Annotated in this window: 18 protein-coding genes and 2 tRNA genes; 6 read left to right on the forward strand and 14 right to left on the reverse strand. The window is 56.9% G+C overall.

The window, feature by feature from the left end:
- Positions 1-52: 52 nt before the first annotated feature.
- Together KCG46_RS08405 and KCG46_RS08410 are read right to left on the reverse strand one after the other, a co-directional pair.
- Positions 53-721, reverse strand: coding sequence for a prolyl hydroxylase family protein (locus KCG46_RS08405; protein ID WP_218404803.1), 669 nt, complete (start codon positions 719-721; stop codon positions 53-55).
- Positions 722-838: 117 nt separating this feature from the next.
- Positions 839-1,960 (reverse strand): RcnB family protein, encoded by a 1,122-nt coding sequence (locus KCG46_RS08410; RefSeq protein WP_255551836.1) that lies wholly within the window; start codon positions 1,958-1,960, stop codon positions 839-841.
- 101 nt (positions 1,961-2,061) lie between these two features.
- Here KCG46_RS08410 and KCG46_RS08415 point away from each other — a divergent pair, with 101 nt between their 5' ends.
- Entirely contained in the window at positions 2,062-2,643 is a 582-nt protein-coding gene (locus KCG46_RS08415) for a pyridoxamine 5'-phosphate oxidase family protein (protein WP_218404804.1), read from the forward strand.
- A 2-nt stretch (positions 2,644-2,645) separates the two neighbouring features.
- On the opposite strand, the gene KCG46_RS08420 is transcribed toward KCG46_RS08415, so the two are convergent.
- The 5 genes from KCG46_RS08420 to ettA all read right to left on the reverse strand — a co-directional run bounded on the left by KCG46_RS08420 (position 2,646) and on the right by ettA (position 8,031).
- Positions 2,646-3,200, reverse strand: coding sequence for a hypothetical protein (locus KCG46_RS08420; protein WP_218404805.1), 555 nt, complete (start codon positions 3,198-3,200; stop codon positions 2,646-2,648).
- 76 nt (positions 3,201-3,276) lie between these two features.
- Positions 3,277-3,951 (reverse strand): energy transducer TonB, encoded by a 675-nt coding sequence (locus tag KCG46_RS08425; protein WP_218404806.1) that lies wholly within the window; start codon positions 3,949-3,951, stop codon positions 3,277-3,279.
- A gap of 95 nt (positions 3,952-4,046) precedes the next feature.
- Positions 4,047-5,219 carry a GGDEF domain-containing protein gene (locus KCG46_RS08430; protein WP_218404807.1) on the reverse strand — a complete coding sequence of 391 codons (1,173 nt, stop codon included), beginning with the start codon at positions 5,217-5,219 and terminating at the stop codon, positions 4,047-4,049.
- Positions 5,220-5,346: 127 nt separating this feature from the next.
- Positions 5,347-6,348 carry a M20/M25/M40 family metallo-hydrolase gene (locus tag KCG46_RS08435; protein ID WP_218404808.1) on the reverse strand — a complete coding sequence of 334 codons (1,002 nt, stop codon included), beginning with the start codon at positions 6,346-6,348 and terminating at the stop codon, positions 5,347-5,349.
- A 3-nt stretch (positions 6,349-6,351) separates the two neighbouring features.
- A complete protein-coding gene (ettA, locus tag KCG46_RS08440; RefSeq protein ID WP_218404809.1) occupies positions 6,352-8,031 on the reverse strand; it encodes an energy-dependent translational throttle protein EttA in 1,680 nt (559 codons plus the stop codon).
- A gap of 200 nt (positions 8,032-8,231) precedes the next feature.
- On the opposite strand from ettA, the gene KCG46_RS08445 reads away from it, so the two are divergent.
- From KCG46_RS08445 to KCG46_RS08460, 4 genes are all read left to right on the forward strand, one after another.
- Positions 8,232-9,449 (forward strand): GGDEF domain-containing protein, encoded by a 1,218-nt coding sequence (locus KCG46_RS08445; protein ID WP_218404810.1) that lies wholly within the window; start codon positions 8,232-8,234, stop codon positions 9,447-9,449.
- Between the two features lie 69 nt (positions 9,450-9,518).
- Positions 9,519-10,934: a M28 family peptidase gene (locus KCG46_RS08450; protein WP_218404811.1), complete on the forward strand. Its 1,416-nt coding sequence runs from the start codon at positions 9,519-9,521 to the stop codon at positions 10,932-10,934.
- A gap of 179 nt (positions 10,935-11,113) precedes the next feature.
- Positions 11,114-12,406 carry a glycosyltransferase gene (locus KCG46_RS08455; protein ID WP_255551837.1) on the forward strand — a complete coding sequence of 431 codons (1,293 nt, stop codon included), beginning with the start codon at positions 11,114-11,116 and terminating at the stop codon, positions 12,404-12,406.
- The gene (locus tag KCG46_RS08460) at positions 12,403-13,539 is read left to right on the forward strand and encodes a lysylphosphatidylglycerol synthase transmembrane domain-containing protein (RefSeq protein WP_218404812.1); all 1,137 of its coding nucleotides are present in this window, start codon (positions 12,403-12,405) and stop codon (positions 13,537-13,539) included. Before KCG46_RS08455 ends, KCG46_RS08460 begins: the two co-directional genes overlap by 4 nt.
- Positions 13,540-13,542: 3 nt before the next feature.
- Here the strand turns inward: KCG46_RS08460 and KCG46_RS08465 are convergent, their stop codons facing one another.
- The 7 genes from KCG46_RS08465 to KCG46_RS08495 form a co-directional block, all read right to left on the reverse strand.
- Positions 13,543-14,727 carry a DUF1501 domain-containing protein gene (locus KCG46_RS08465; protein WP_218404813.1) on the reverse strand — a complete coding sequence of 395 codons (1,185 nt, stop codon included), beginning with the start codon at positions 14,725-14,727 and terminating at the stop codon, positions 13,543-13,545.
- Positions 14,728-14,730: 3 nt separating this feature from the next.
- The gene (locus tag KCG46_RS08470; protein WP_218404814.1) at positions 14,731-16,164 is read right to left on the reverse strand and encodes a DUF1800 domain-containing protein; all 1,434 of its coding nucleotides are present in this window, start codon (positions 16,162-16,164) and stop codon (positions 14,731-14,733) included.
- A gap of 129 nt (positions 16,165-16,293) precedes the next feature.
- A complete protein-coding gene (locus KCG46_RS08475; RefSeq protein WP_218404815.1) occupies positions 16,294-18,468 on the reverse strand; it encodes a bifunctional diguanylate cyclase/phosphodiesterase in 2,175 nt (724 codons plus the stop codon).
- A gap of 152 nt (positions 18,469-18,620) precedes the next feature.
- Positions 18,621-18,697: transfer RNA gene (locus tag KCG46_RS08480), tRNA-Pro, on the reverse strand.
- Positions 18,698-18,731: 34 nt separating this feature from the next.
- A tRNA-Ile gene (locus tag KCG46_RS08485) sits at positions 18,732-18,807 on the reverse strand.
- 85 nt (positions 18,808-18,892) lie between these two features.
- On the reverse strand, positions 18,893-19,894 hold the full coding sequence (locus KCG46_RS08490) for a polysaccharide deacetylase family protein (protein ID WP_218404816.1): 1,002 nt from the start codon (positions 19,892-19,894) through the stop codon (positions 18,893-18,895).
- Between the two features lie 69 nt (positions 19,895-19,963).
- A complete protein-coding gene (locus tag KCG46_RS08495; RefSeq protein ID WP_218404817.1) occupies positions 19,964-21,775 on the reverse strand; it encodes a histidine kinase dimerization/phospho-acceptor domain-containing protein in 1,812 nt (603 codons plus the stop codon).
- Between the two features lie 247 nt (positions 21,776-22,022).
- Between KCG46_RS08495 and KCG46_RS08500 the strand changes: the two genes are divergently transcribed.
- Positions 22,023-22,484 carry an Lrp/AsnC family transcriptional regulator gene (locus tag KCG46_RS08500; protein WP_218404818.1) on the forward strand — a complete coding sequence of 154 codons (462 nt, stop codon included), beginning with the start codon at positions 22,023-22,025 and terminating at the stop codon, positions 22,482-22,484.
- The last annotated feature ends 4 nt before the right edge of the window (positions 22,485-22,488 follow it).

The raw sequence follows: 22,488 nt of genomic DNA on the forward strand, positions 1-22,488 counted from the left end.
GGCGCGAGGATTTCGCATGCCGGATGGCGTGCGGGTCAAACAGGGAGCTTTCCTACTTCCAGGTCCGCGTGCGATACCATTTTGTGATGATGTACTTGGTTCCCGCCAATACGGGGGTGCCGGCGTGCATCGTGTTTTGGTTCGGTTCGCCGTCATGGGTGGCATTGTTCCACGCCAACAATACGCCGGGCTTTGGCTCGATATTGATGCCGATATCGGTGAAGTGCGTGCCGCCGCCTTGTTCGACTTCGTTGAGATAGACCATGGCGGTCCAACTGCGTTGTCCGCCGCGTTTCTTCTCAAGCTGCCAGTATTTTTCGGTGGTGTAGAACCAGTCATTGTGCGGTTTGAACTGCTGTCCGGGCAGATAACGTTGCCCCTGAATCGCCTCTCCGATCTTGGATGGTACCCCGAGGAGATCATCAATCCGGCGTGAAATGCCCATGACAAAGCTGTCCAATGGATCGAGGTCGCCCGAATAGGAGGTGCGAAAACCGCTTTCATAACCGATTTCGTGCAGCGAAGACGGCTTCGCGACCTGATCGATCATTTCGCACAGGCGCTTGCATTCCGCCTCGGTAAGGAATTCACCGACCGCGTACATATCCGCCATATCAGTGGGGATCTGGTACACGCCGGGATCAGCCTCCAACCGCTCTCGTACGCTTTTGCCGAGGCGTTTTAGGCCAGCTTGATCAGGGATGGTTTCTGTCTTCGCCATGGGCGCTGCTTACCAAGTCGTTTCACAGGTGCAAACACTTTGGCGGATAACAAAAAACCCCCGCCGGATTGCTCGGGCGGGGGCAGTTTGTGCCTCTGACATTTCCTGTACCGGAATTTACCAGAAGAAGTCGTGGATCACATCGACCACTTCACCGGTGTAGGTATCGATCAGAACAACGTCGTCGTAATACCGGACCCAGCGATACGGGCCGTAAACCTGCGGAAGGCGATAGCGCCATGGATCGTTGATGTAATATCGCGAGCTGAAGAACAGGTTGTCGAGGCGGAACCCGATCCGCAGGCGGTTGTAACGGTGGCCGCGATACGGTGCGTAGTAACGGCCCAGGCTGAAGATGCTCCGGTTGGAATAGCGGTGGCCATACCAGTTGTACCGGTTGTTGTTTCTCCAGGTGCGGTTCCACCGGCGGTGATCACGGCGCGCCTGACGCTGGGCCTGACGAACTCCATTTCTGTAACCGCGGCGCTCACCGCGGCGCGCGTCCCGGCGACGATCTGCACGACGCTCCGACCGGACACCATCACGGTAACCATCGCGGCGTGCACGATCGGTGCGGCGATTTACCCGGTCACCACGATTTGCGCGGCGATCAGAGCGGTTTGCAGCCCGGTTTCCACGACGCTCTGCGCGGTTGCCAGCCCGATTGTCCCGGCGGTCAGCTCGATTCTCAACACGATTACCGCGGCGCTCAGCGCGGTTGTTCACGCGCTCCCTGTTCCGCGAGGACTGCTGGTTGCGACGCTGCGCGTCACGACGTTCGACAGTCCGCTCATCAGTACGGCGCGTATTGCGACGTTCCGACTGCGCATTCTGGCGCGAACTGCGACGTTCTGCACGGTTGTCCTGGCGGCTTTCGCGGCGCTCAGCACGGTTGTTCTGACGGGCAGCCGGACGTTCCGTACGACGTTCCTGACGCGCTTGAGTACGCTGACCGCGATTGTTTTGACGGGTCTGGCGGCGTTCACCGCGCCTGTTGGCCCTTCGTTCACGCCGTGTATCGGGCTGCCCGGATTCAAACTCCGCACCGGCTTCTACAGCGCCGGTGGCAGCATGTGCTTCCTCAGGTGGCGCGACCAAAGCCAACGCAAAAGCGAGGGCGGACAGCGCACTACCTTTCATCAATATGGATAAATTCATAAGTGCCTCCTGTGTCGCCGCCCCACCACTTACGGCATCATTGATACGTTTCGATACAATGGGTTCTACCTGCGAGTCCATGACCCGATCCTTAACCACTCGTTTAGGCTTACGTTAATGTTCGGATCGACTTTTATGAACATCTTGACGAGAGGGTGCAAAGGGCCACATGCGCGTTTGCAATGTTCGACACTTTTGAAAGCGTTCTCGCTGATATTACTGAGCGGCTGACCCGCGCAGGAAAAAAGCGCAAAGAACCGATGCACACCCCTGTTGTCGTGACCGGTGACGCCGATGCGCGGGTAATGGTCCTGCGCGAATTTGATGCTGAGGCGTTCACCCTGCGGTTTCACACAGATACGCGCGCGCCGAAAGTCGAGGTTATCGATGCCGACCCGCGGATGGCCGTGCTGTTCTATGACAAGGACGCCAAGGTCCAAATTCGTGTGCGGGGGCGAGGCAAAGTTCTGCGCGATGCTCCGGTGACAGACGCGGCATGGGAAGCAGGCGATAACTTTGCGCGCCGCTGTTACCTGGGGGACGGGCCAGGGACTTCCTCGGCGACGCCTACATCCGGTTTGCCGCCAGAGTTTGAAGGCGTCGAACCGACTGCCGAGCAAGTTGCGGTCGGGCGACCGAATTTCTCTGTTCTATTGGTCGAACTCGAAGAGATCGACTGGTTCTATTTGGCGCATACCGGCCATGTCCGCGCGCTGTTCACGCGTGAGGGCGAAGAGTGGAACGGTCGCTGGGTCTCGCCGTAGGATCAGGTCTCCGGCTCGGACCAAAGCACCAGCTTTAGCCCAGCCAGTTTGGCGCGTGCTTCGGCGGCGTTGCGGCTCTCTTCGTACGAAAGTGAGCCTTGCAATGCGCCGACATTCATCTTCACGTCGAGCAGCACGCATTCGCCCTCTGCCAATGTGACCGCGTGAGTTTCTGCTGTGCCTTTGGTCTGGCTGGCCATTTGCGCGGTAATTGTATGCTCGCCCGGTTCAACGTCCGCTTTGACAAAGCGGCCGGTGCGGAATTGCGACGTCATGCCGCCGTCGATGGTGACATTCATGCCTTGCTGCCCCGCGACAAAGCCTTTGCGCATCACATAGATCGCGGCTTTGCCTTCGCTGGCGGTGAATTTGCGCGCTTCGGCGGCAAGGCTCTCATCCGCATCAGCGCCGCCTTTGTTGCGCAAGAAAACGATCACGACAAAGGCGAGGACGGGGATGAGCAGCAGCAATCCAAGCATCGGGAATTGAAAGCCAAGCACCAACCCGACAAGAATGGCGGCGGCGATAAGGACGGTGTTGCGGGTCGATGAATTCATATCGGGAACTCCTGAAAGGGTCTTTGGCCTAGAGTATCGGATCAAATTGCAAAATGCGAGGGCGCCGCGATCTGCCCTATGGTTTTGGTAAGCCAGCAAAAACACGGAAGAAAATTCGATCCGGTTCGGCTTTGCATGTGTCGTACACCGTCTGTGCGTCCAGCCTTCTGCCGCCGAAACCGCTAGGGCTGGTCAACACTGCCGCGCCGGTTGCAAGGTTCCAGATGCGCATTTTTTTGATCTCGGAATCCGGGAACGTCGCAAGGTGCCAGTCCGCTTCGGTGACGAAAGCCGCGCATGTTTTCTCGCCAAGAGAGCCCTTCTCAAGCGTATCAATCCAAAGGCTAAGCGGTAGTCTAACAAGCACGTCGACAGGATTGCCATCGGCATCACGTCCGACTTTGGCTTCGAACGTTTCGATATAGGCGGCCCCGACGGCATCGAGCTCGTCAGAGCCGGTTGATTGCACGGCCTCGACATCTGTGATTGAGCCATCCGCGCGAACAACAAACTGGTACATCGGCTGGCCCTGTGCGCCGGTCGCCTGCACTTCTTTCAGGCCGGGCACTTCTTCTGGGAAACCGGTGATTTCTGGCTGTGTGCCGCCTGCTTTCTTAAGGTCGGAGACAGCGATCGGGGCGTCGGTCGCGGTCTGCTCGACCGGAACAGTTTCGGCCTCGGTCGCTTCGAGGAAATCGCCAAGTTCATCCTGCGCAGACGCAGGGGCGGCGAGTAGGGCGAGGGCGATCAAGCAAGAGCGAGGTTTCATCGAGTGGCTTCATGTTTCAACTAAAACTCGAAACTAGAGGCACATATCCCTGTTGGCTACCCTGCTATGGCTGGCTCCTATCCTGCCAGCCGGTCGGTCGTTGCGGGTTTGCGTGCGTCCTCGGCACGGTCCGGCGATTTTGGCTCGCCAGCGGTCCGCACACGATCTCGCCCGTTCTTCTTTGCGGCGTAGAGGGCCTGATCTGCCCGCGCGAACAAAGAGCGATAGGTTTCGCCATGTTCGCGCTCGGCTACACCGAAGCTCGCGCTCAACCGGACATCCAATGCGTCCTGACTGACCTGAAGTTTGGCAGTCGCGCCTCTCAGCCGCTCTGAGAGTTTTGCCGCTATGACTTCTCGAGCATCCCAGACCAGAATGCAGAATTCCTCTCCGCCAACGCGGCCCGCAATATCGCTGTCGCGCACCATTGTCCTGATCATCGGGCCAAAGCGTGCAATCGCTTCGTCTCCGATCTGATGGCCCCAGATGTCGTTAATCTGTTTGAAATGATCGAGGTCGCAAATGATCAGCGAAACCGGCGTGCGCTTCTTTCCCGCGCGGGCGAAGGCAGCCTTCACTTGTGTTTCGAACTCGCTCCGAAGCAACAGGCCGGACAGTTCATCGACCGAATTTTTCCTCGTCACTTCGATCAGTTGATCTTTGACAGCGCCGGCAATCTGCGAAAGTCCGAACAGGACCGATCCGAACGCGAACATCCAGACCATCGCCGCATAGTAAACGCTGTCGCGGTACGTCTCCGCGGCAATCGCACCGTCCACTGCGAAAGTCAGAAGCGGGCGTATGAAGAATTGCGCGGCGGTGATGGTGAGCATGATGAACAGGAACGTCTCGACCCCGTCACGGCCCCGCTTTTGGGCAAACAATTGCGCGGTTTGGACCATGATCACACCGCAAGTCAGATTGGTGATGTACAGATCGGTCAAAACCGGGCCGTGAAATCTCTGCGTGAATGCCATGGTGCAAATGCCGAGCAAGGCAATGCTGAGCATCGCCGGAACAGGCGTGGACACCTTGACCCGAGACAATATGCCATACGAGATACAGATCGCCGCCAAGGTGTAAGGCACATGAGTGATGGCGATGATGGCCCGGCCCCAGTGATCGGGGCTGAGCAGGGAGAATGTGAAACCGACGCTCAAAAGCGCCCAGCCGCCGGAAAGCGCTAAGGTTTCGATGCGCGTGCGATTCAATGTCCACAGCACGAAGAATGTGACGGCAAAAATTGCCATCAACAAAGGTGTCGACAGATGAAGAAGCAAATCGCGCACAAAGGCTCCCAGTGTGAGAGCCTTGCGTCTAACGCAAGAGAGTTAATGGGCGGTTAGGTAGGTTGGAGAAACGCGCCGAGGATGCGCTTCATTCCGCTAGGATTGTTTTTTGCAACGCTTCGACGATCAGCGCCATCCTTGTGTAGTCGAGCGTGTCTGGTGTATCGCTTTCGCGGTGGTAGTGCGGATTGCGAAAGATCGCTGTGTCGGTGATCATAAAGGCTGGAATACCAGCCGCCGAATAGGCCCAATGATCTGACCAATCAATGCCTTGGACAACAGATGGCATTGTTCCTCCCACAGACGGTAGCTTCGCATGATCCCGAAATTCGCTGACCGTTCGCCTAAGAAAGTCTCTCGATGATGTGTCGCCAGCAAATGCGATGAAGTTGCCCGTGCTGGGGTAGCGGAGTGAAAGCGGAAACGGATAGTTCTGGCTGCCTGGCTCGTCCGAGAAATATCCCATCGTTTCCAACGAGATCATTCCCAAGACTCTGTCGGGATCGTCAATAGATTGCGCATGGACGTAACTGCCCATTGCAGAGGTCTTAAAATAGGGTGGCTCTTCGTTTGCGTAGAATACCAATTCGATGTTATTTGCAACGAGGCCGTCGCGGGATTTCAACTGACGAGCGAGCTCTAGTAATACGGCAATGCCGCTCGCATTGTCATCAGCGCCGGGTGATTTTGGGACAGTGTCATAATGCGCGCCCACGATAAGAGTCGGCGCAGAGGCATCTTTCGCGGCGATGCTAACGATCAGATTGTTCGCGGGAGGGACAACCTCTTGCCGTTTCACGTCATATCCGAGCGATACTAGCTCGAACTCAATGTATTCTTGCGCTCGCATCATGCTTGTGGCGCTCGCCAGACTTCGAGGCGTGTTGGCTAGTCTGAGTATATGTTCTTCCAGCCGCGTCTGAAGCTCAAGATCTTCGGGCGTCCCTATCGGTTCGTCCCAAGATGTTCCTGGCGTCGAGGTCGCCCAGAAAAACCCGCCAATCAGGAATGTGAGAAAGCCGAGCCCCAGAAACAGAAAAACGCGGCGAGCAAGCCCGCCGCGTTTTTCAGATTTCTCGATAAAGCTCACGGTTTACCGCGTCAGCTTCTTATAAGCCAACCTAGTAGGCCGATCCGCTGCATCACCAAGACGGCGGCGCTTGTCTTCCTCGTAGGCTTCAAAGTTACCCTCGAACCATTCGACATGGCTGTTGCCTTCAAACGCCAGAATATGCGTTGCGAGGCGGTCTAGGAAGAAGCGGTCGTGCGAGATGACCACGGCGCAGCCTGCGAAGTTTTCGATGGCTTCTTCCAGCGCGCCGAGTGTTTCCACGTCGAGATCGTTGGTTGGCTCATCGAGCAGCAGCACGTTGCCGCCTTGCTTCAGCATTTTGGCCATGTGAACACGGTTGCGCTCACCGCCGGACAGTTTGCCGACGACTTTCTGTTGATCGCCGCCTTTAAAGTTGAATGCGCCGACATAGGCGCGGGTCGATGTGTCGTGGCCGTTGACCTGCATGTAATCGAGCCCGTCAGAGATTTCCTCCCAGACATTGTTGCTCGGCGTAAGGTCATCGCGGCTTTGATCGACATAGCCCAGATGCACGGTGTCACCGATTTCGATTGACCCGCTATCCGGTGTCTCTTGTCCGGTGATCATGCGGAAAAGGGTCGATTTACCCGCGCCGTTCGGACCGATCACGCCGACAATACCGCCGGGGGGCAACATGAAGGAGAGGTCTTCGAAGAGCAGCTTGTCGCCATACGCTTTCGAGATGCCTTTGGCCTCGATCACCTTGCCGCCGAGGCGCTCTGGCACTTGAATAACGATCTGCGCTTTGCCCGGCTTACGGTCGCCTTGCGCGTCCTGAAGCTGTTCAAATTTGCGTACGCGGGCCTTTGACTTGGTCTGGCGTGCGGCTGGCGTTTGCTTGATCCATTCCAGCTCGCGCGACAGGGCTTTCTGACGGCCGGATTCCTCGCGGCTTTCCTGCGAAAGACGCTTGGCTTTCTTCTCCAGATAGGTCGAGTAGTTGCCTTCATAAGGGTAGTAGGAGCCGCGATCGAGCTCGAGGATCCATTCCACCACATTGTCGAGGAAGTAGCGGTCGTGCGTAATCATCAGCACGGCGCCCGCATATTCTTTGAGGTGGTTTTCCAGCCATTCGACCGATTCTGCGTCCAAGTGGTTGGTCGGCTCGTCCAGCAGCAAGATGCCCGGTTTTTGGATCAGCAGTCGGGTAAGGGCCACACGGCGTTTCTCACCGCCGGAAAGGTTGGTGACAGGCGCATCGGATGGTGGGCAGCGCAGCGCCTCCATTGCAATCTCAAGCTGGTTGTCGAGCGTCCACCCGTCAACCGCGTCGATTTTCTCCTGAAGCACGCCCATTTCTTCCATAAGCGCGTCAAAATCCGTGTCATCACCCGGATCGCCCATTTCGGCGGAGATTGCGTTGAAGCGTTCGACCATGACAGCGGTCTCACCGGCGCCTTCGCGCACGTTTTCCAGCACCGTCTTGCTTTCATCAAGCTGCGGTTCCTGCGGCAGATAGCCCACAGTGATGTTTTCACCCGCCCATGCTTCGCCGGTGATGTCGGTGTCGATGCCCGCCATGATCTTGATCAGGGTCGATTTGCCCGCGCCGTTGGGGCCAACGATGCCGATCTTCGCGCCTTGGTAAAATTGAAGATTGATGTTCGAGAGCACCGGTTTTGGGGCACCGGGGAAAGTCTTGGTCATGTTCTTCATGACATAGGCGTATTGCGCGGCCATCGGGCGGGTCCTTTGTGCGGATATTTTCTGAATGGATACTTGGGGCGGGAGATAGGGATATGAGCGCTTCGGGGCAAGCCGAGTCCGCTCTCACAAGCCATCTGGAAAGAGACTTGAAAGTTTTGCAATACTAGGGCTTCGCCTAAAGACGGCGTTAACCTTATTGCCCTAACCCGATCTCAAGGGAGCCCAACGGGTCAATGCAAACGCAAATTCTGGGATTGTTAACGCCTCTAATGGCGCTGCTTTTCGCGGCGACATTTGCGGTGTTCTGGAAACTTGGCAAGATGAAGCGCCATGTTCTGGGGTTTGCGCTTGGCTATGTCGCGTTCGCAATCGGATTTCTGGTAACGCATTTCCTGCCAGGCGACGCATTTTATACCTTCCATACAACGCAGCTGTTTTACACAATCGGCGTGACGTTCTTTTTGGGGTCAGTTTGCGAACGTGTGGGGCAGCGTTTGCACTTCCCCACCATCGCGACGATCTACGGGATCAGCGCCTTGGTGATGGCGCTCGCGCTCAATTCTACCGATAATGCGAGCACGGCGCTGGTCCTCGTTAATATCGGTTATGGCGCGATGTACATTGTCGGCCTGACAACGCTGATGAACGCGCAGCGTCGCCATATCAGCGACTATGCGATTATCTTCTTGATTGCGTTTTCGGCCACAGACTTCTTCATCCGCCCATCGCTAACGGTGATGTTTGAAACGACTATTCCGGCGGGAGAGTATCAGCAGTCGATCTATTATTCGCTGATCGGATTGGTGCTTGGCGTCAAATCGATTGTTGGGGCGATGATTTTGATCGGTGCAACTATCTTCGAACTAATCTCTGCTTTGCGCGAAGACAGCAAGCTGGATCCGCTCACCAGTCTGCACAACCGTGCCTCATTCGAGCAATCCATGCTTACCATGCTGCCCCGTGCGCAGTCAGAGCGGCGCCCGGTGAGCCTTGTCGTGGCGGACATTGATCACTTCAAGCAGGTGAACGATATCTGGGGCCACCAAGCAGGCGATCAGGCTATTTCCGGCTTTGGGGAGCTGATCGGAAAGATGATCCGTGGCTGCGATACTGGGGGCCGCATTGGTGGTGAAGAATTCTGCATCGCGGTCTGGAACTGCGAAAACTTGCCTGCGGAGAGGCTCGCCGAACGCATCAGGCAATCTTTCGCGCAAATGGAACACACTGGTCTCAATGACGATATCCGTCTGACGGCAAGCTTTGGCGTTGCAACCGCGCGCGAAGGTGAGACATATGAAGGTCTGTTCGCGCGTGCCGATGAAGCTCTCTATCAGGCCAAAACCGGCGGACGGAACCGTGTCGAGAACGCGGAGATTCAGCGTAAGGCCGACGTTGAAACTGCTGCCACTCCCGAAGTGGTTGAAATGAAACGCGCCGCATCGGATCGCTAGTCCTTAAAGGCAAGCCTTCTGGACACGCCTTCTGGACACTGGGCAACCGCGGCATTAGCGGTTGTGCTTATGAAAAAGACCCTGATCGCGCTTGGCGCCCTTTCGCTTTCCATCACACCAACATTGGCTCAATCCAATGTTCCAATCAGTCTCGGAGCTGCCGCTGACGCGGCTTTGGAGGGCGATGAGATCGCATGGAATTTTGTTGAAGGGATCACGACCGAAGTTGGTCCGCGGCAAGCTGGAACCGAGGCCGAAGCGAGGGCACGCGATTGGGCGATGGACTGGCTCGACGCGAACGGATTTGCGAACGTGGCCAATGAATCGTTCGAAATGGACACCTGGGTTCCCGGCGATGTTCACCGTGCAAGCGTAGTTGCTCCATACGTCCAAAATCTTGTCGTCCAGCCCCTCGGCAACAGCGCCGCTACCCCAGAAGGCGGGTTGGAAGCTGAGATAGTGTTTTTTCCGACGCTGGATGATTTGATTGCCGCTCCCGACGGCAGCCTTGCAGGGAAAATCGTTTATATCAGCCATGAAATGCGCCCGTCGATGGATGGTTCGCACTATGGCTATTATGGCGGCGCACGGTTCAGGGGACCGGGAATAGCGGCGTCGAAAGGTGCTGCGGCGATTGTAATTAAATCCATCGGCACTGATGAGCACCGCAACCCGCATACTGGCACCACGCGATTTCCCGATGGCGTTGCCGCCATTCCGGCAGCGGCAATGAGCGTTCCCGATGCTCAAAACCTCGAACGCATGTTCGAACGCGCGGGCGATACGCCAATGACGTTGAACCTAGAACTCAATCCGCGCCGGCTGGGCATGACGCTGAGCGGTAATGTTGTTGGAGAGATCGTCGGTAGCAATCCGGACCTCCCGCCTGTGCTGCTGGCTTGCCATATCGACAGCTGGTGGAATGCGCCCGGTGCGTTTGATGACGGGGCAGGCTGCGGCATCATCGCGGCGGCTGCCTTAAACGTGAGCAAGACGGGCCAACCGCTGCGCACGGTGCGCGTGTTATTCGCCGGCGCGGAAGAAGTCGGGCTTTGGGGAAGCCGCGCATACAGCGCTGCGCATATTGATGAACCCATAGCTGTTGGTCTTGAAAGCGACTTTGGCGCGGACCGTATTTGGCGATTTGAAAGCAATTTCCGCGATACAAACCCCGATCTCCACATAAAAATTGCCAAATCTATTGCGCGATACGGCGTCGCAAATTCGACGATCCGTGCAAGCGGCGGGGCGGACCTCAATATCTCGCGCGACCAGAAAGGCGCGATTATCGATTTGCAGCAGGATGGGTCGCGCTATTTTGACCTGCACCACACGCCCGACGATACGCTGGATAAAATCGATAAAAACCAGCTTCGTCAGAATGTTGCAGTGTGGACTCAGGTCGTCGGTATCCTTGCAAATGAGCCTCTGCCGATCCTTACAGGGGGCGTAAAACCAAGCGCTCCAGCGACGATGGAGCAATAGGCAATAAGTAAGCTGGCGTTCAGGCTTGGCCGCACAATGGGGCCCAACTGGGGGACTTTAACTGCGGCGATTGCCCCCTATTTAGGCGGGCAATTGATTGCATGAATAGCAACTGACCCCCTTGCAGCCCCCCTGCTGCCGTCTCTAAAGCACACGCAGAAAGCAGATGGACGTAGCTTATGACGCCGAACCATCCCGCAAACAGCCCGGCAACCGCATCCGGCACCGGCGCCGCTTTGCCTGAAAACATGTTGGTGTGTGATCTCACGCAAAGCTGGTCTGCCAGTGGCGGCGGAGGCATCTCCACTTACCTCAAGGAAAAGCGGAAGTATTTCCTTGAGCATTCCGAGCACCGTTTGCTGCAAATCGTGCCAGGTGCAGAAGACAAGATCACTGTTGAAGGCCGCACTATCTTTGCCGAGGTTGGCGCTCCGCAGGTTTGGGGAAGCCCGAATTATCGCTGGATCAATCGCAATGAAAAAGTGTTTGAGCTGCTGCGCGAATATCAGCCGAATATTATCGAGAGCCAGTGCCCGTGGGTGCTTCCGTGGCTTGCTATCCGGCATCGCTGGCGCTTTCCCGATACCGCTCTGGTAGCGGGATACCGCACCGACTTTCCCAATTCGCAGATTTACCGCGTGATGAAGGTTCTGTCGGGCCATTACCCTGCAACGTTCTTCAAAAAGCTTGGGTATTTCTATGCATGGTTGACCTACAACCGCTTTGACCGCGTCTACGCGTTGAACCGCGAAGCCGAAGGCATGATCAATGGGGTCGGTCAGAAGAATACCGGCGTCCTCGGCCTCGGCGTCAACGTCGACCAGTTCTCGACCGAGCACCGCGATCCGAACTATCGCACGAAAGTAGGTTTGCCAGAAGGCAAAGGCCCGCTGCTGATTTATGCTGGCCGTCTCGATAACGAGAAACGCGCCTACACGCTCGTAGACATGTTCAAGAACCTCCCGCCGGAATTGGGCGCGGGTATGGTGCTGCTGGGCGAGGGCAAACTGCGCGAAAGCTTGATCGAGCAGTCGCAAGGTCTGCCAATCGCATTTCCAGGCTACGTGACCAACCGCAAGGATCTCGCCACCGCGCTGGCTTCATGCGACATCTATGTCAGTGGTATGGCTGACGAGACATTCGGAATTTCCGTGCTTGAAGCGCAGGCATCCGGACTGCCGGTTGTCGGCGTGGCCAGTGGAGCAATGCCAGAGCGCGTCCCCGATGGCACCGGCGCGCTCGGCCCCGTCGACGATTACATTTCCATGGCAAACAATGTCGTGAAAGTATGGCGGGGCGACTACACCGGTATGCGCGATCGTTCGCTGAAGCTCGCGAATTCGCATAACCGTTGGAAGCAGACATTCGAGCAACTGATCAATGTTGAGTATGCCGAGGCATTGAAAGCGCGTGATGCACGCCGCGACGGTGCCTTTGCCGAACCATTGAAGCGGGCGTTGAGTTTTTCGTGAGCGATCCGGCCCAACCCCATACTCCGATCGAGGGCGAGAATCCTGCGATCAAGCATTGGCGCAATATGCCGCGCAGGACGCTGACGATTGCGTTGTCTATCCTGCCTTTGGTCGCGCTCGTCAATGTCGCAGTGCTGGTCTATTCGCTTGGCGGTATCGACCTTAGCGAGAAGTTGGTTGCTCCTGGCCTCTTAGGTTTGGCTGCTCTGCTGGTCTTTATACCGATGATCGCCAATTCGATTAGGCTGGGGCTCTGGGCGCGCTTCTTGGGTCTCGAATTCGGCTTTCTCAAAGCCTTGAAAGTCATGACCGGCACGATGGTGACCAATTCTGTCACTCCGTCATCAACAGGCGCAATGCCGATCAAACTGTTGTTCCTGATGGGCGAAGGTGTGGATTCCCGCCGTTCAGTCACTTTGATTTCGTTTCAGGCTGCCGAAGACACGTTCGTGACGCTGACCACTGTTGGCCTGTGTCTTGGTATCACCGGATACGCCATGTTTGGATTTTTGGGTTCCGATCCTGAGATTCTCACCCGGTTGAACGGCACGATAGAGACCGCTGCTTGGATTGCTTCAGGAACCGTGCTCGCGATTGCCGCGCTCATCACGATGATTGCAGTTGGCGCGTTCGGCGCGAGGGTGCGCGATTGGTCGGCACGCTTAATGCGCCGTGTTAAGTGGCACATTGTCCAGATTGCGCGGGATTGGGCAAACGTATTCCGCCAGGGCAAAGGCCTCGCGCTGATCAATCTGGGTTTTACTGCGCTTCAATGGGTGGTGCGTTTCTCGATTGCGGGATTGGTGCTCGCAGCATTTGACGTGGAATGGCAACCCGCCTTGTTCTGGCTGCTACAATGGCTCGTTCAAACGATCAGCTCGATCGTGCCAACACCGGGCGGCGCGGGCGGGGCTGAGGCTGCGTTTTTGCTGCTGTTTGCGCCTTTTGTGGCCATCGGTGTCCTCGTGCCAGCGATGAGCACTTGGCGGCTGTTGCATTTCTACCTGCCGCTGGTGGGCGCTGCGCTTACGTTCTTCCTGTTGCACCGGAGGGACCGCGCAAAGGCAAAAGCGGCCGAGCGCGAGGAACTGCACGACAAACAGGATATGGCAATGGCGCAGCCCGCCGAATAATCGCTACGCTCGCGTGATGCCTTTCAAAGGCGCTTCTTTTGCATCCTGATAGAGGCGTGACATCGTCTCTCTCGGCCCAAATCCAAGGTGTTCCGAAACCGATCCGGCAAAGACACTTTGCAGCGATGTGGTCGGGCGAAGATCGCGATTCTCGAACAATTGGTTGTCCGCTAGGCCGGGCCAATCAGCGATCACGCGTTTGCCGCGAACACCGCCGCCCAGTACGATTGCCGCGCTGCCTGTCCCGTGATCTGTCCCGTTGGTGCCGTTGATTCGCACTGTGCGTCCAAATTCGGTCGCCACCAGAACCATCGTATTGCTCCACTCTGATCCCATTGCCGATCGATAGGCACCAATTAGGGCATCCAGCTGCCCTGCTTGCCGCCGAAACACCCCGATCTGATTCACGTGGCTGTCCCAGCCGTTCAGCTCTACCATTCCGATTTGGGCGCCATCTTCACTGCGCATCAGAGACGCGGCAAGCTCCCCCGTTTTCTGGTAGTCGCGCAGGTTCCTCATTTCAGTGTCGCCCGCCATTTCCCGCGTTTCGAGAGCTTGCGACAACAGATTTCCAAGTTGGGGGTCGTTTTCATAGAGCTTTCCGACACGGTCCATAAAATCTGCACTTGCGCTGCGGCCACGCGTTGGCGCGTAGTTGGAAGCGGGCGCGTCACCTCTAAGAGCAAGCGGCATTGTCAGCGCCACAGCCAAAGCTTTCGGCTGTCTGCCCGCTTTAGCTGCGATCAGCGAAGCGAGCCTGTTGAGCCAACCATCGCGCCGGGAAAACGGACTGGAGCCACCAGTTTCCAGCACATTTTGTCCGTCAAAATGCGATCGCTCGCGGTAAGCGGTTGCCGCAGCGTGGACGAACAAAGCCTCTCCTTCCGAATAAGCCTGCCCGATATTTTCAAGAGTTGGATGGATAGCAAAGAAGCTGTCTGCTTTGCGCGCGTTTTCATACTCGCGCAGTGATCGTCTGCGGAGCCGCGCAAAGTCGGGATCACCGACTGGCGCGAGCATCGACAGCCCGTCTGCAGCACCGCGCAGTATGACGAACAGCAGCTTTTTCGAACCGGTTTCCTGTCCAAAGGCAAGGCGCGGAGCGGACAATCCGCCGGCTCCAATAACCAGCGAACCTGTCATCCCGCGAGAGAGGAGAGTGCGGCGGTCGATTACGTTCATCGTCATTACCTATCTCCGCATCATTTCAGGCGCTGCGAGCATCAATCCAAGCGCCTGACGATCGCTTTCCGCGCGGCTTAGCCATAGTCGCGTGTTCTCGCTGAGAGTGCCAGGAAAGGCCGCCTTAGCGCGGTCCAGAATATTGGCGGCAAACGGCGCACGCCGGGTGATACGTTCTGCCAGTTCAACGCGGCGGATCAACGCATCGGGACCGGCCCAATTCCCTTCGAAATCATCGAAGCCAGCGGGCGACGGCGCATTCCAGCTTTGTTCACCCAAAGCGACGAGCATCGAATAAATCTGGCGCTCGTTGAATTGGTCGCCGCCTGCGAAGCGCAAAGAAGCGACCAGCCATTCGAACGGCCGCTGGAATTTTACGGGCCCTTCTCTCCAACATTCGGGTGCCTCGATCAGGGTACGGGTCAGGCTTTCCAGGTCACCGCCTGTACGCAGAAAGTTACGTTCAAGACGTCGAACTAGGCTTTCCGGAGGAACGTCGCCAGCGAAATGGCGCGCAAGTTTGGTCGATACGAACCGGGCGGTCGAAGGATGCGTTGCAAGATCATCGAGCACGGCCAACGCTTGTTCGCTGCCTTGTTGACGATATGTCTTGCCCATAATTGTCCGGGCACCGGGTTCATGAAAGGCATCGATAAAGATCGTGCCGCGTGCGCCCTCCGGAGCGAAGCGGCTGGTCTGACGCAAGCCGCCGATGGTCCATCCCGTAAGCGCCCGAGCGAACTCGGTCACATCTTCCTGAGAATAGCCACCATTCACGCCGAGCGTGTGGAGCTCGAGAATTTCGCGCGCCAAATTTTCGTTCAGTCCGCGTCTGCCTGGACCGCGCTTTCGCGGCGAGTTCGGACCGATTGATCTGAACTGATCCAAGTAGAACAGCATAGCGGGGTGAAGCACTGCAGCTTTCATCATGTCGCCGAATTTGCCGCGAACTTTCGGGCGAATTGCCCCAAACTCCAGATTGCCCACCTGATGATAGGTGCCGATCTTTCGTGCTGTGACGCTAAAGTGGTTCGACCAGAAATGGACCAGTCGCTCCATCATCGGCGTGTCGCTTGCGGCGGCCATATCAAACCGAAACCCCAGATCGCGGATCAACGCCTTGATCGGTTCCAGATAAGTCCCGCGAACCTCGGCTGGAAACTGAGGCAAGTATTCTTCAAGGCTTACCTTAACTCTGGTCCTGTCCATGCCCATGCTTTCAGCCCGGTCTTGAGCTATCGTCCGCGCACGGTTGCGCGCATGTATGACATCGACGAATTTCCCTGCCAGTTCGGTCGTGTCAGGACGCCCAGCTATTTGGACCGGTTTGGGCTCGAAATTGTCGATTTGTGACAGCAGGTATCGTTTTGCATCTCTCGGCGGTTCTTCGCCGAACTTCAGCCCGTAGCCGAACCTAGAAAGGGCAATATGGGATGCGGTCATTGTGATTGCCTGCGCTTATCCTCTGCGGATGGATACCACATTGTGTGAACCGCCGGCGAATATGTGTCACGTCGTGGATTGTAGCGGTTAGTCGCAAGCCTATGCTGCTCGCGCGTTGGGTTCGCTCGATTAGGCTCTACGGCGCGATTGTGTGGCCATCGCTGTTAGCTCGGGAATGAGAGAGGGCTTCGCGAAGAAGAACCCTTGAGCATGGCTGCAACCGCTCGATTTCAGGAAGTTGAACTGACTTTCGTTTTCTACCCCTTCTGCAACCACGCTTAAACCGAGGCTGCGGGCCATTTGGACGATTGCCTGAATGATCAGCCGTGCTTGATGATCTTCATCAATCGACGACACAAATTCGCGGTCGATCTTGACGGTGTGGATTGGGAAGTTGCGCAAGTGTGTGAGCGAAGAGAAGCCGGTGCCGAAATCATCCAAAGCGATTTTGCAGCCCATAGCTTCAAGCGTGGTCAAACAATCGCATATCGCGCCGCTATCATCAGTCAGCAGCATGGTCTCGGTCACTTCCACAATCAGATTGCGCGGTGCCAAATTTCCATTCTTGGCCAGACGCGTAATCTGATCGAGGCATTCCCCTTTCCTCAGGTCAGCTTCGGATGAGTTTATGCCGATCCGGCAATCAGGCCCATAAAGGGCGAGGAGATCGGCACCTTCTGCGAAAACGCGCTCCAGCATCAGGTTTGACACTTTGTGAGACAACACCGGATCAATGATCGCGGGCGCGACGTCAGCGGCAGACAGGAGCCGCCCGTTGTCGTCATGCAAACGCAGTAAAGCTTCGGCGGCCACTACGCGGCCATCGCCCAGGTCAACAATCGGCTGATAGACGGGAAAGACGCGGTTCGCGGCCAACGCATGTTTGAGGTCTGTGATCGCGCTTTGCCGTGCCTGCTGACGGGCGGCCATTTCCCTGTTCCAACACGAGACGGAGCCTTTGCCGTCCGCTTTGCCATCATAAAGAGCGACATCGGCGCGCCTGACCAGCTCTGCGCTTTCCCCGCCGGATGGCAATTGCGCGATCCCGCAGGTGCATCCCACGGTGAGCGTGCCGTCTCCAAAATCGACATGCTCGGCGAGATTGCTGGACAGTTTGTCTCCAAACTCGCTCGCTTCCTTCAAACCGACACTGCTCGGGAAGAGGATGGCAAATTCGTCTCCGCCCCAACGCGCGATAAATGTGTCGTCCGCAGCTTCATGCTGGAGCCGTCTCGCCACCGCTTTTAGCACTTCGTCGCCCGCAAGATGACCGAGCGAATCGTTGACCTGCTTGAAACCGTCCAAATCCAGCAACAAAACCGTAACTGGCGAACCGTCCGGGTCATTCAAAGCCTTGGTCAGTCTGCGGTCAAATTCCGCGCGGTTGTACAATCCGGTTAGCTGGTCGCGTTCTGCCGCACGTTTGAGCTCAGCATTGCGAACATGTTCTTCGGTGTGGTCGAGGAAAATGCCAGCAATCGAGTCTGGTTGCCCATCGATGTCTATCCGTTCGCCGACAGCGCGGACACGGCGCCTTTCACCGTCGGGCCGGACAACACAGGCTTCGAATGAGAAGGGCTCGCTGCGGTCGAGCGCGTCGATCAATGACTGGCTTACGAGCTCGCGATCTTCTTCGGCATAAAAATCGATCGCGTTTACGACGCTCAGATCGGTTTCTTCCGAAATACCGTGAATGGCATAGACCTGATCCGACCAGCTCAATTCATCCGTAGTCAGATCCACCCGCCAAGCGCCGATATTCGCGGCGCGCTCGGCTTGTTTGAAAACCCGGTTGAGCTGACTCAATGCGGTGTTCGCGCGAGTGAGCTCTAGCGTCTTTGCGTGGACCGCAATGCTTTGTTCGGTCAGCTCGGCCAGGGTTTCAAGACGATGAAGATCTTCATGACGGAACGCAGAAGGTTTGCGGCTCAGTACGCATAGTGCGCCCAAAACAGCACCGTTTTCAGCGCGGATTGGCACGCCCAGATAGGATCGAACGTATGGTTGCCCGGTGACCAGCGGATTCTCGCTAAGCCGTGGTTCCGACATGGCATCATCAATCAACGTGGGGGCGCCTGTTGCGACCGGCATTGAACAGATGGCACCATCACGAGGTGTTTCGCCAAGTTTCAGGCCGGTTTTGCCCAGAAACCATTGTCGCTGGGAATCGATGATCGAAATCAGCGATATCTCGCAATCAAACATTTCAGCTGCCAGCTGGGTGATATGCCCGAAAATCTCGGGACGGCGCACCTGATCCAATGCCAGCTTATACAACGTCTCAAGGCGATCAACTTCATCCATCGCCAGCCTGTGCCAGAGACAGCGTTAAGGGCATCGTCTGCGCGCTGGCTCGATTTCCCGTATATCGGTGTTAAGAATTTCGTCTTGATTGGGAACCCACCGCCGAGGTCGCGAACCAGTTGTCCGCCCTTACAGTGGTTGGTTTTAAGAGATGGTCGGGGAGAGAGGATTCGAACCTCCGACCCCCTGTACCCAAAACAGGTGCGCTACCTGGCTGCGCCACTCCCCGACATTCATCTCTTCGTCCGCCGCCCCGTAAAGGTTGGTGGGCCCGGCAGGATTCGAACCCGCGACCTAGCCGTTATGAGCGGCCAGCTCTAACCACTGAGCTACAGGCCCAAAAGGTATCGGCTGCGCGAACGAGGATGGCCCCTACATCCACCTTTCGATGGATACAAGCACGAAGCGCGCTTCTTTGACAATTTTAGCGTTTTACTGACGAAAGGACGTCGCCAAGAGTGGCGCTAGTCACAGCTCGCTGCCCGAGATAGCCGTAAACCTGCCTGAACCAGTCATACAATTGCTCCACATCGCCTTCATTGCGGCAATACGGCGTGTGTCCAGGCGCGAGCGAAGGGCTGTGAAAGCTGAGCACCAACAACGGCAGCCCGTCATCAAGGGCAATATCAATACCCCGGATCGCTTCCTCCGCGGTCACGCCTTCGGGCGTAAGAGCGATTCGCTCCAACAGGTTCAATTTTGAGAATCCGGCAAAGAATGTCGGCACGTGACGCTGGGCGCGGTGAAGCGACTTACCCAATTGCCGCAGCACGCCCCAATACACGCTCGTTACAGGCAGTTCGAGCAAGGTGCGCTCATCATCGATCCAGTACGGCGTTAAGGGGTGGTGAGTGTAATCGGGGCCGCCCTGCGCGCTGTAATCAAAAAGCGAGCGGACCGAGGTATCGATCGAAATACCCGAAGCCTTGAGCAGGTCAGCGGTGCTATCACCAAGACCGTATCTGCCTGCGCGGTAAACAATTGGTGCGGTGCCAAACGCATCTTCGATGGCATTGCGCAAGCCAGTTAGTTTCGCCGCTTCCAAATCGGATGGCAGGTTGCCTGCGAAGGAATTGAATGTCGTAACCTCTTCGTCGAAGGGCGGATTGACCCATGGATGCAATTGCACGCCAACTTCGGCTTTGCCTCGCTTCACAGCCTCACCGATGATTTCGACCGCGCGTTTGTCCTGAGTGATAGGCCAATCGACGAGATAGACCGGATGGGCTTCAATTTCCTCGCAGAATGTCTGGAACCGGGCGAGTTTTTCGACATGATCAAGGCCGTAGCCATCCCGGCGAAAAGGCGCGTCCCAATCAAACTCCTCTTCGGTATCGACGGTCAGCAGCACCCGCTTAGCGAAATCATCAGCGAAGCGGGCGGTTCTATCCGGAGAAGGAGGGGTCAGCATGGAGCAGCTAGCCATATCGGACGCTTCCGGACGTTGAGCGCTGTGCAAATGACCAGCGCGTTGAAACCGAGATGCGCGTGGAGATCAGGCAGCGTTGCCGCGATCTTCGCGCTCTGACGGGCTAGGCACGGCCTGTCTGGCGGTCAAGAGCGGTAAGGTCAGTGTCACCGCGTCATCTGAGATCAAAAGAGCCCCGCCTGATGCGCGGGCCTCTGCGCGGGCGAGCCGCAAGGCAAAGCCGGCGCCAAACAGGCCAGCGTTGATGGTGGCACCGATCGGAGTGGCTTCTGCCGCGAACACGTCTTCCTCAGACATAAGCTGCGCGGGCAGTTCGCAGGTCAGGCGCGCTTCTGTAATCCCTGCCTCGAGAGAGGCGACCAAAGTCTCACCAGATGCACAGCTGCCGCCAAGGGTTGCCAACAGGCGCCACAAGAGGGCTTCCGCTTCCTCTGTATCGATTGTCACGAACACAGGCCCGTCTGGTTCCTTGCCAAATTCGATACCCGCCATACGGACGCCGAGGACTTGCGCAAGTTGATCTGTCGTGGCGTGGGCAAGGGCAGACAAGTCCGCTTCGCCCGGTTCGATCTCCAGCGCACCGGTTTCGAGCTTGGCCAGACGATCAAGCTCTTCAAAGCCGGAGAGTATCCGCGCGGCGTCGGCAGCAATCGAAGCGGCGAGGGCGCGGTAATCATGCGGGGCGGGGCCGAACAATTGCTGCTGGATCACTTCTGCATAACCTTGAACCGCGGTTACTGGAGTGCGCAATTCGTGCAGCAATTGCCGGATGCGGTCTGCCTCGCGCGCGGCGGGAGTAACCGCGTTCGGATCATCATTGGCGGGTCTGCGGAAGCGCCCGACATAGCCGGAGAAATTTCCGTCATCGGTAAAGCTTGGCTGCGCATCGACGACCCACTTCCCTTCGATGGCGGGTGCGCCTCTTAGATGGAATTCGGATTTGGCAATGGGCAGGCGGCGATGGAATGCGCGCTCGACCGCGCTTTCATTGTCGTGCCCGCCCAATACAGATGGTCTGGCCAGTCGTACCCCGGTTACCATGGCTGCGGCCTCTGTTTCGGCCCATTCGATGCGTCCGTTGGCATCAGCGGAAAAGCCGAATACGGAAAGCCGTTTTTCACCGGAACGGGTACGCTCATCGAGGCCAAGCGGCAGTTTGGGCGAACGTTCGGTATCCGTGGGCGAAACATCGCGTGTCTTGCGGAATTGGGCGATGCGTTCGACCAAGGCCGATATCTCGCTACGGCCGCTATCAGCAGCGTCAAAGGCATCAACCGGCGCTGGTTCGACTTCTGGAAAAACCTGTTCCAGCTCCACCTTGATCGGTTGCCCAGTGGCTTTCACCGGCTCGGCTTTCACCGGCTCGGCTTCTGTTGGTTCAATCTCCAGCGGTGGTGCATCCGCAGGCTGCGTTTCGCTGATTATCGGTGAGGGTAGGCCGCGATCATGCACGCCGAGCCGTTCTAACAGCGTCTCTGTATCAACCGGCAAATCGCGGCGTAGTCTTAAGAATCCGCGTGCGCGCACCGGGAGACGGGGGATCAATGCTTCCCAATCATGTGCGGAAAGTTGCGCTCGGTTCAATGCGGCAGAGGCAACCTCTGGCTCATGATCGGCAAGGTGGGCCGCGAGATCGGGACTGCGAAAGCGCCAGCCGGTTTCGCGGATCATCGCCGCCCGTTCTTCCTGAGGTAGCTCTTCGGACAACGCGTCCATTCTAAGCCATGCGGCTGCGATCAAACTGCCAGAACGTTCGTCTTGAGGCGCAAATTTACGGTTGCCTAGAATGTCGAGCAACTGCCTGAATTGTGTGCGCGCGCCTGCCTCGCTCAACGCACGTTGGCGCAGCACAGTGGCAAGGCGGTCATCAAAAAACATCTAGGCTCCATCTGGCAGGACCCGCGCGCAATGCTTCGGGCGCACCGAATCCAGAGTAGACCATTACACCATGCCGCAAATGTTACAGGAGCACACTCACACTGCGTTGCAAAGCGGGACAATTGCTGGCAAACCTAATAATATTGTTCACGCGCGTATTGATTCACGCATGTTGTTTCGTGAGAGAAATATTACATTAGCGGTCAGGACAATCTTGGCAGCTTACGCAACGGGGAGTTTGCAACCTATGGCCAATCTGGACGAGATCGATAAGCGGCTACTGTCCGAATTGCAGGCCGAAGGGCGCGTTACCAACGTCGAATTGGCGCAGCGCGTTGGGCTGACTGCGCCGCCTTGTCTGCGCCGCGTTCGCGGCCTTGAAGAAGACGGGGCTATTCGCGGCTATCACGCCGATCTCGATCCTTCGAAACTGGGATTTGCAATCACAGTTTTCGCCATGGTCAGCCTTAAGAGTCAGGCCGAAAGCGCGCTGCGTGAATTTGAAGATCACATGGCAACATTGGCAGAGGTTCGTGAATGCCACATGCTCAACGGCGAGATTGACTTCATTCTCAAGATTGTAAGCCAAGACCTTCAAAGTTTTCAAGAATTCCTGACGGGTAAGCTGACGCCGGCTCCCAATGTGGAAAGCGTAAAGACCTCGCTGACAATCCGGACCTCCAAACAGGTTCCGGGTGTTCCGCTTTAAGGCG

This window comes from Erythrobacter crassostreae (genome assembly GCF_019204045.1).
Taxonomy (GTDB): domain Bacteria; phylum Pseudomonadota; class Alphaproteobacteria; order Sphingomonadales; family Sphingomonadaceae; genus Erythrobacter; species Erythrobacter crassostreae.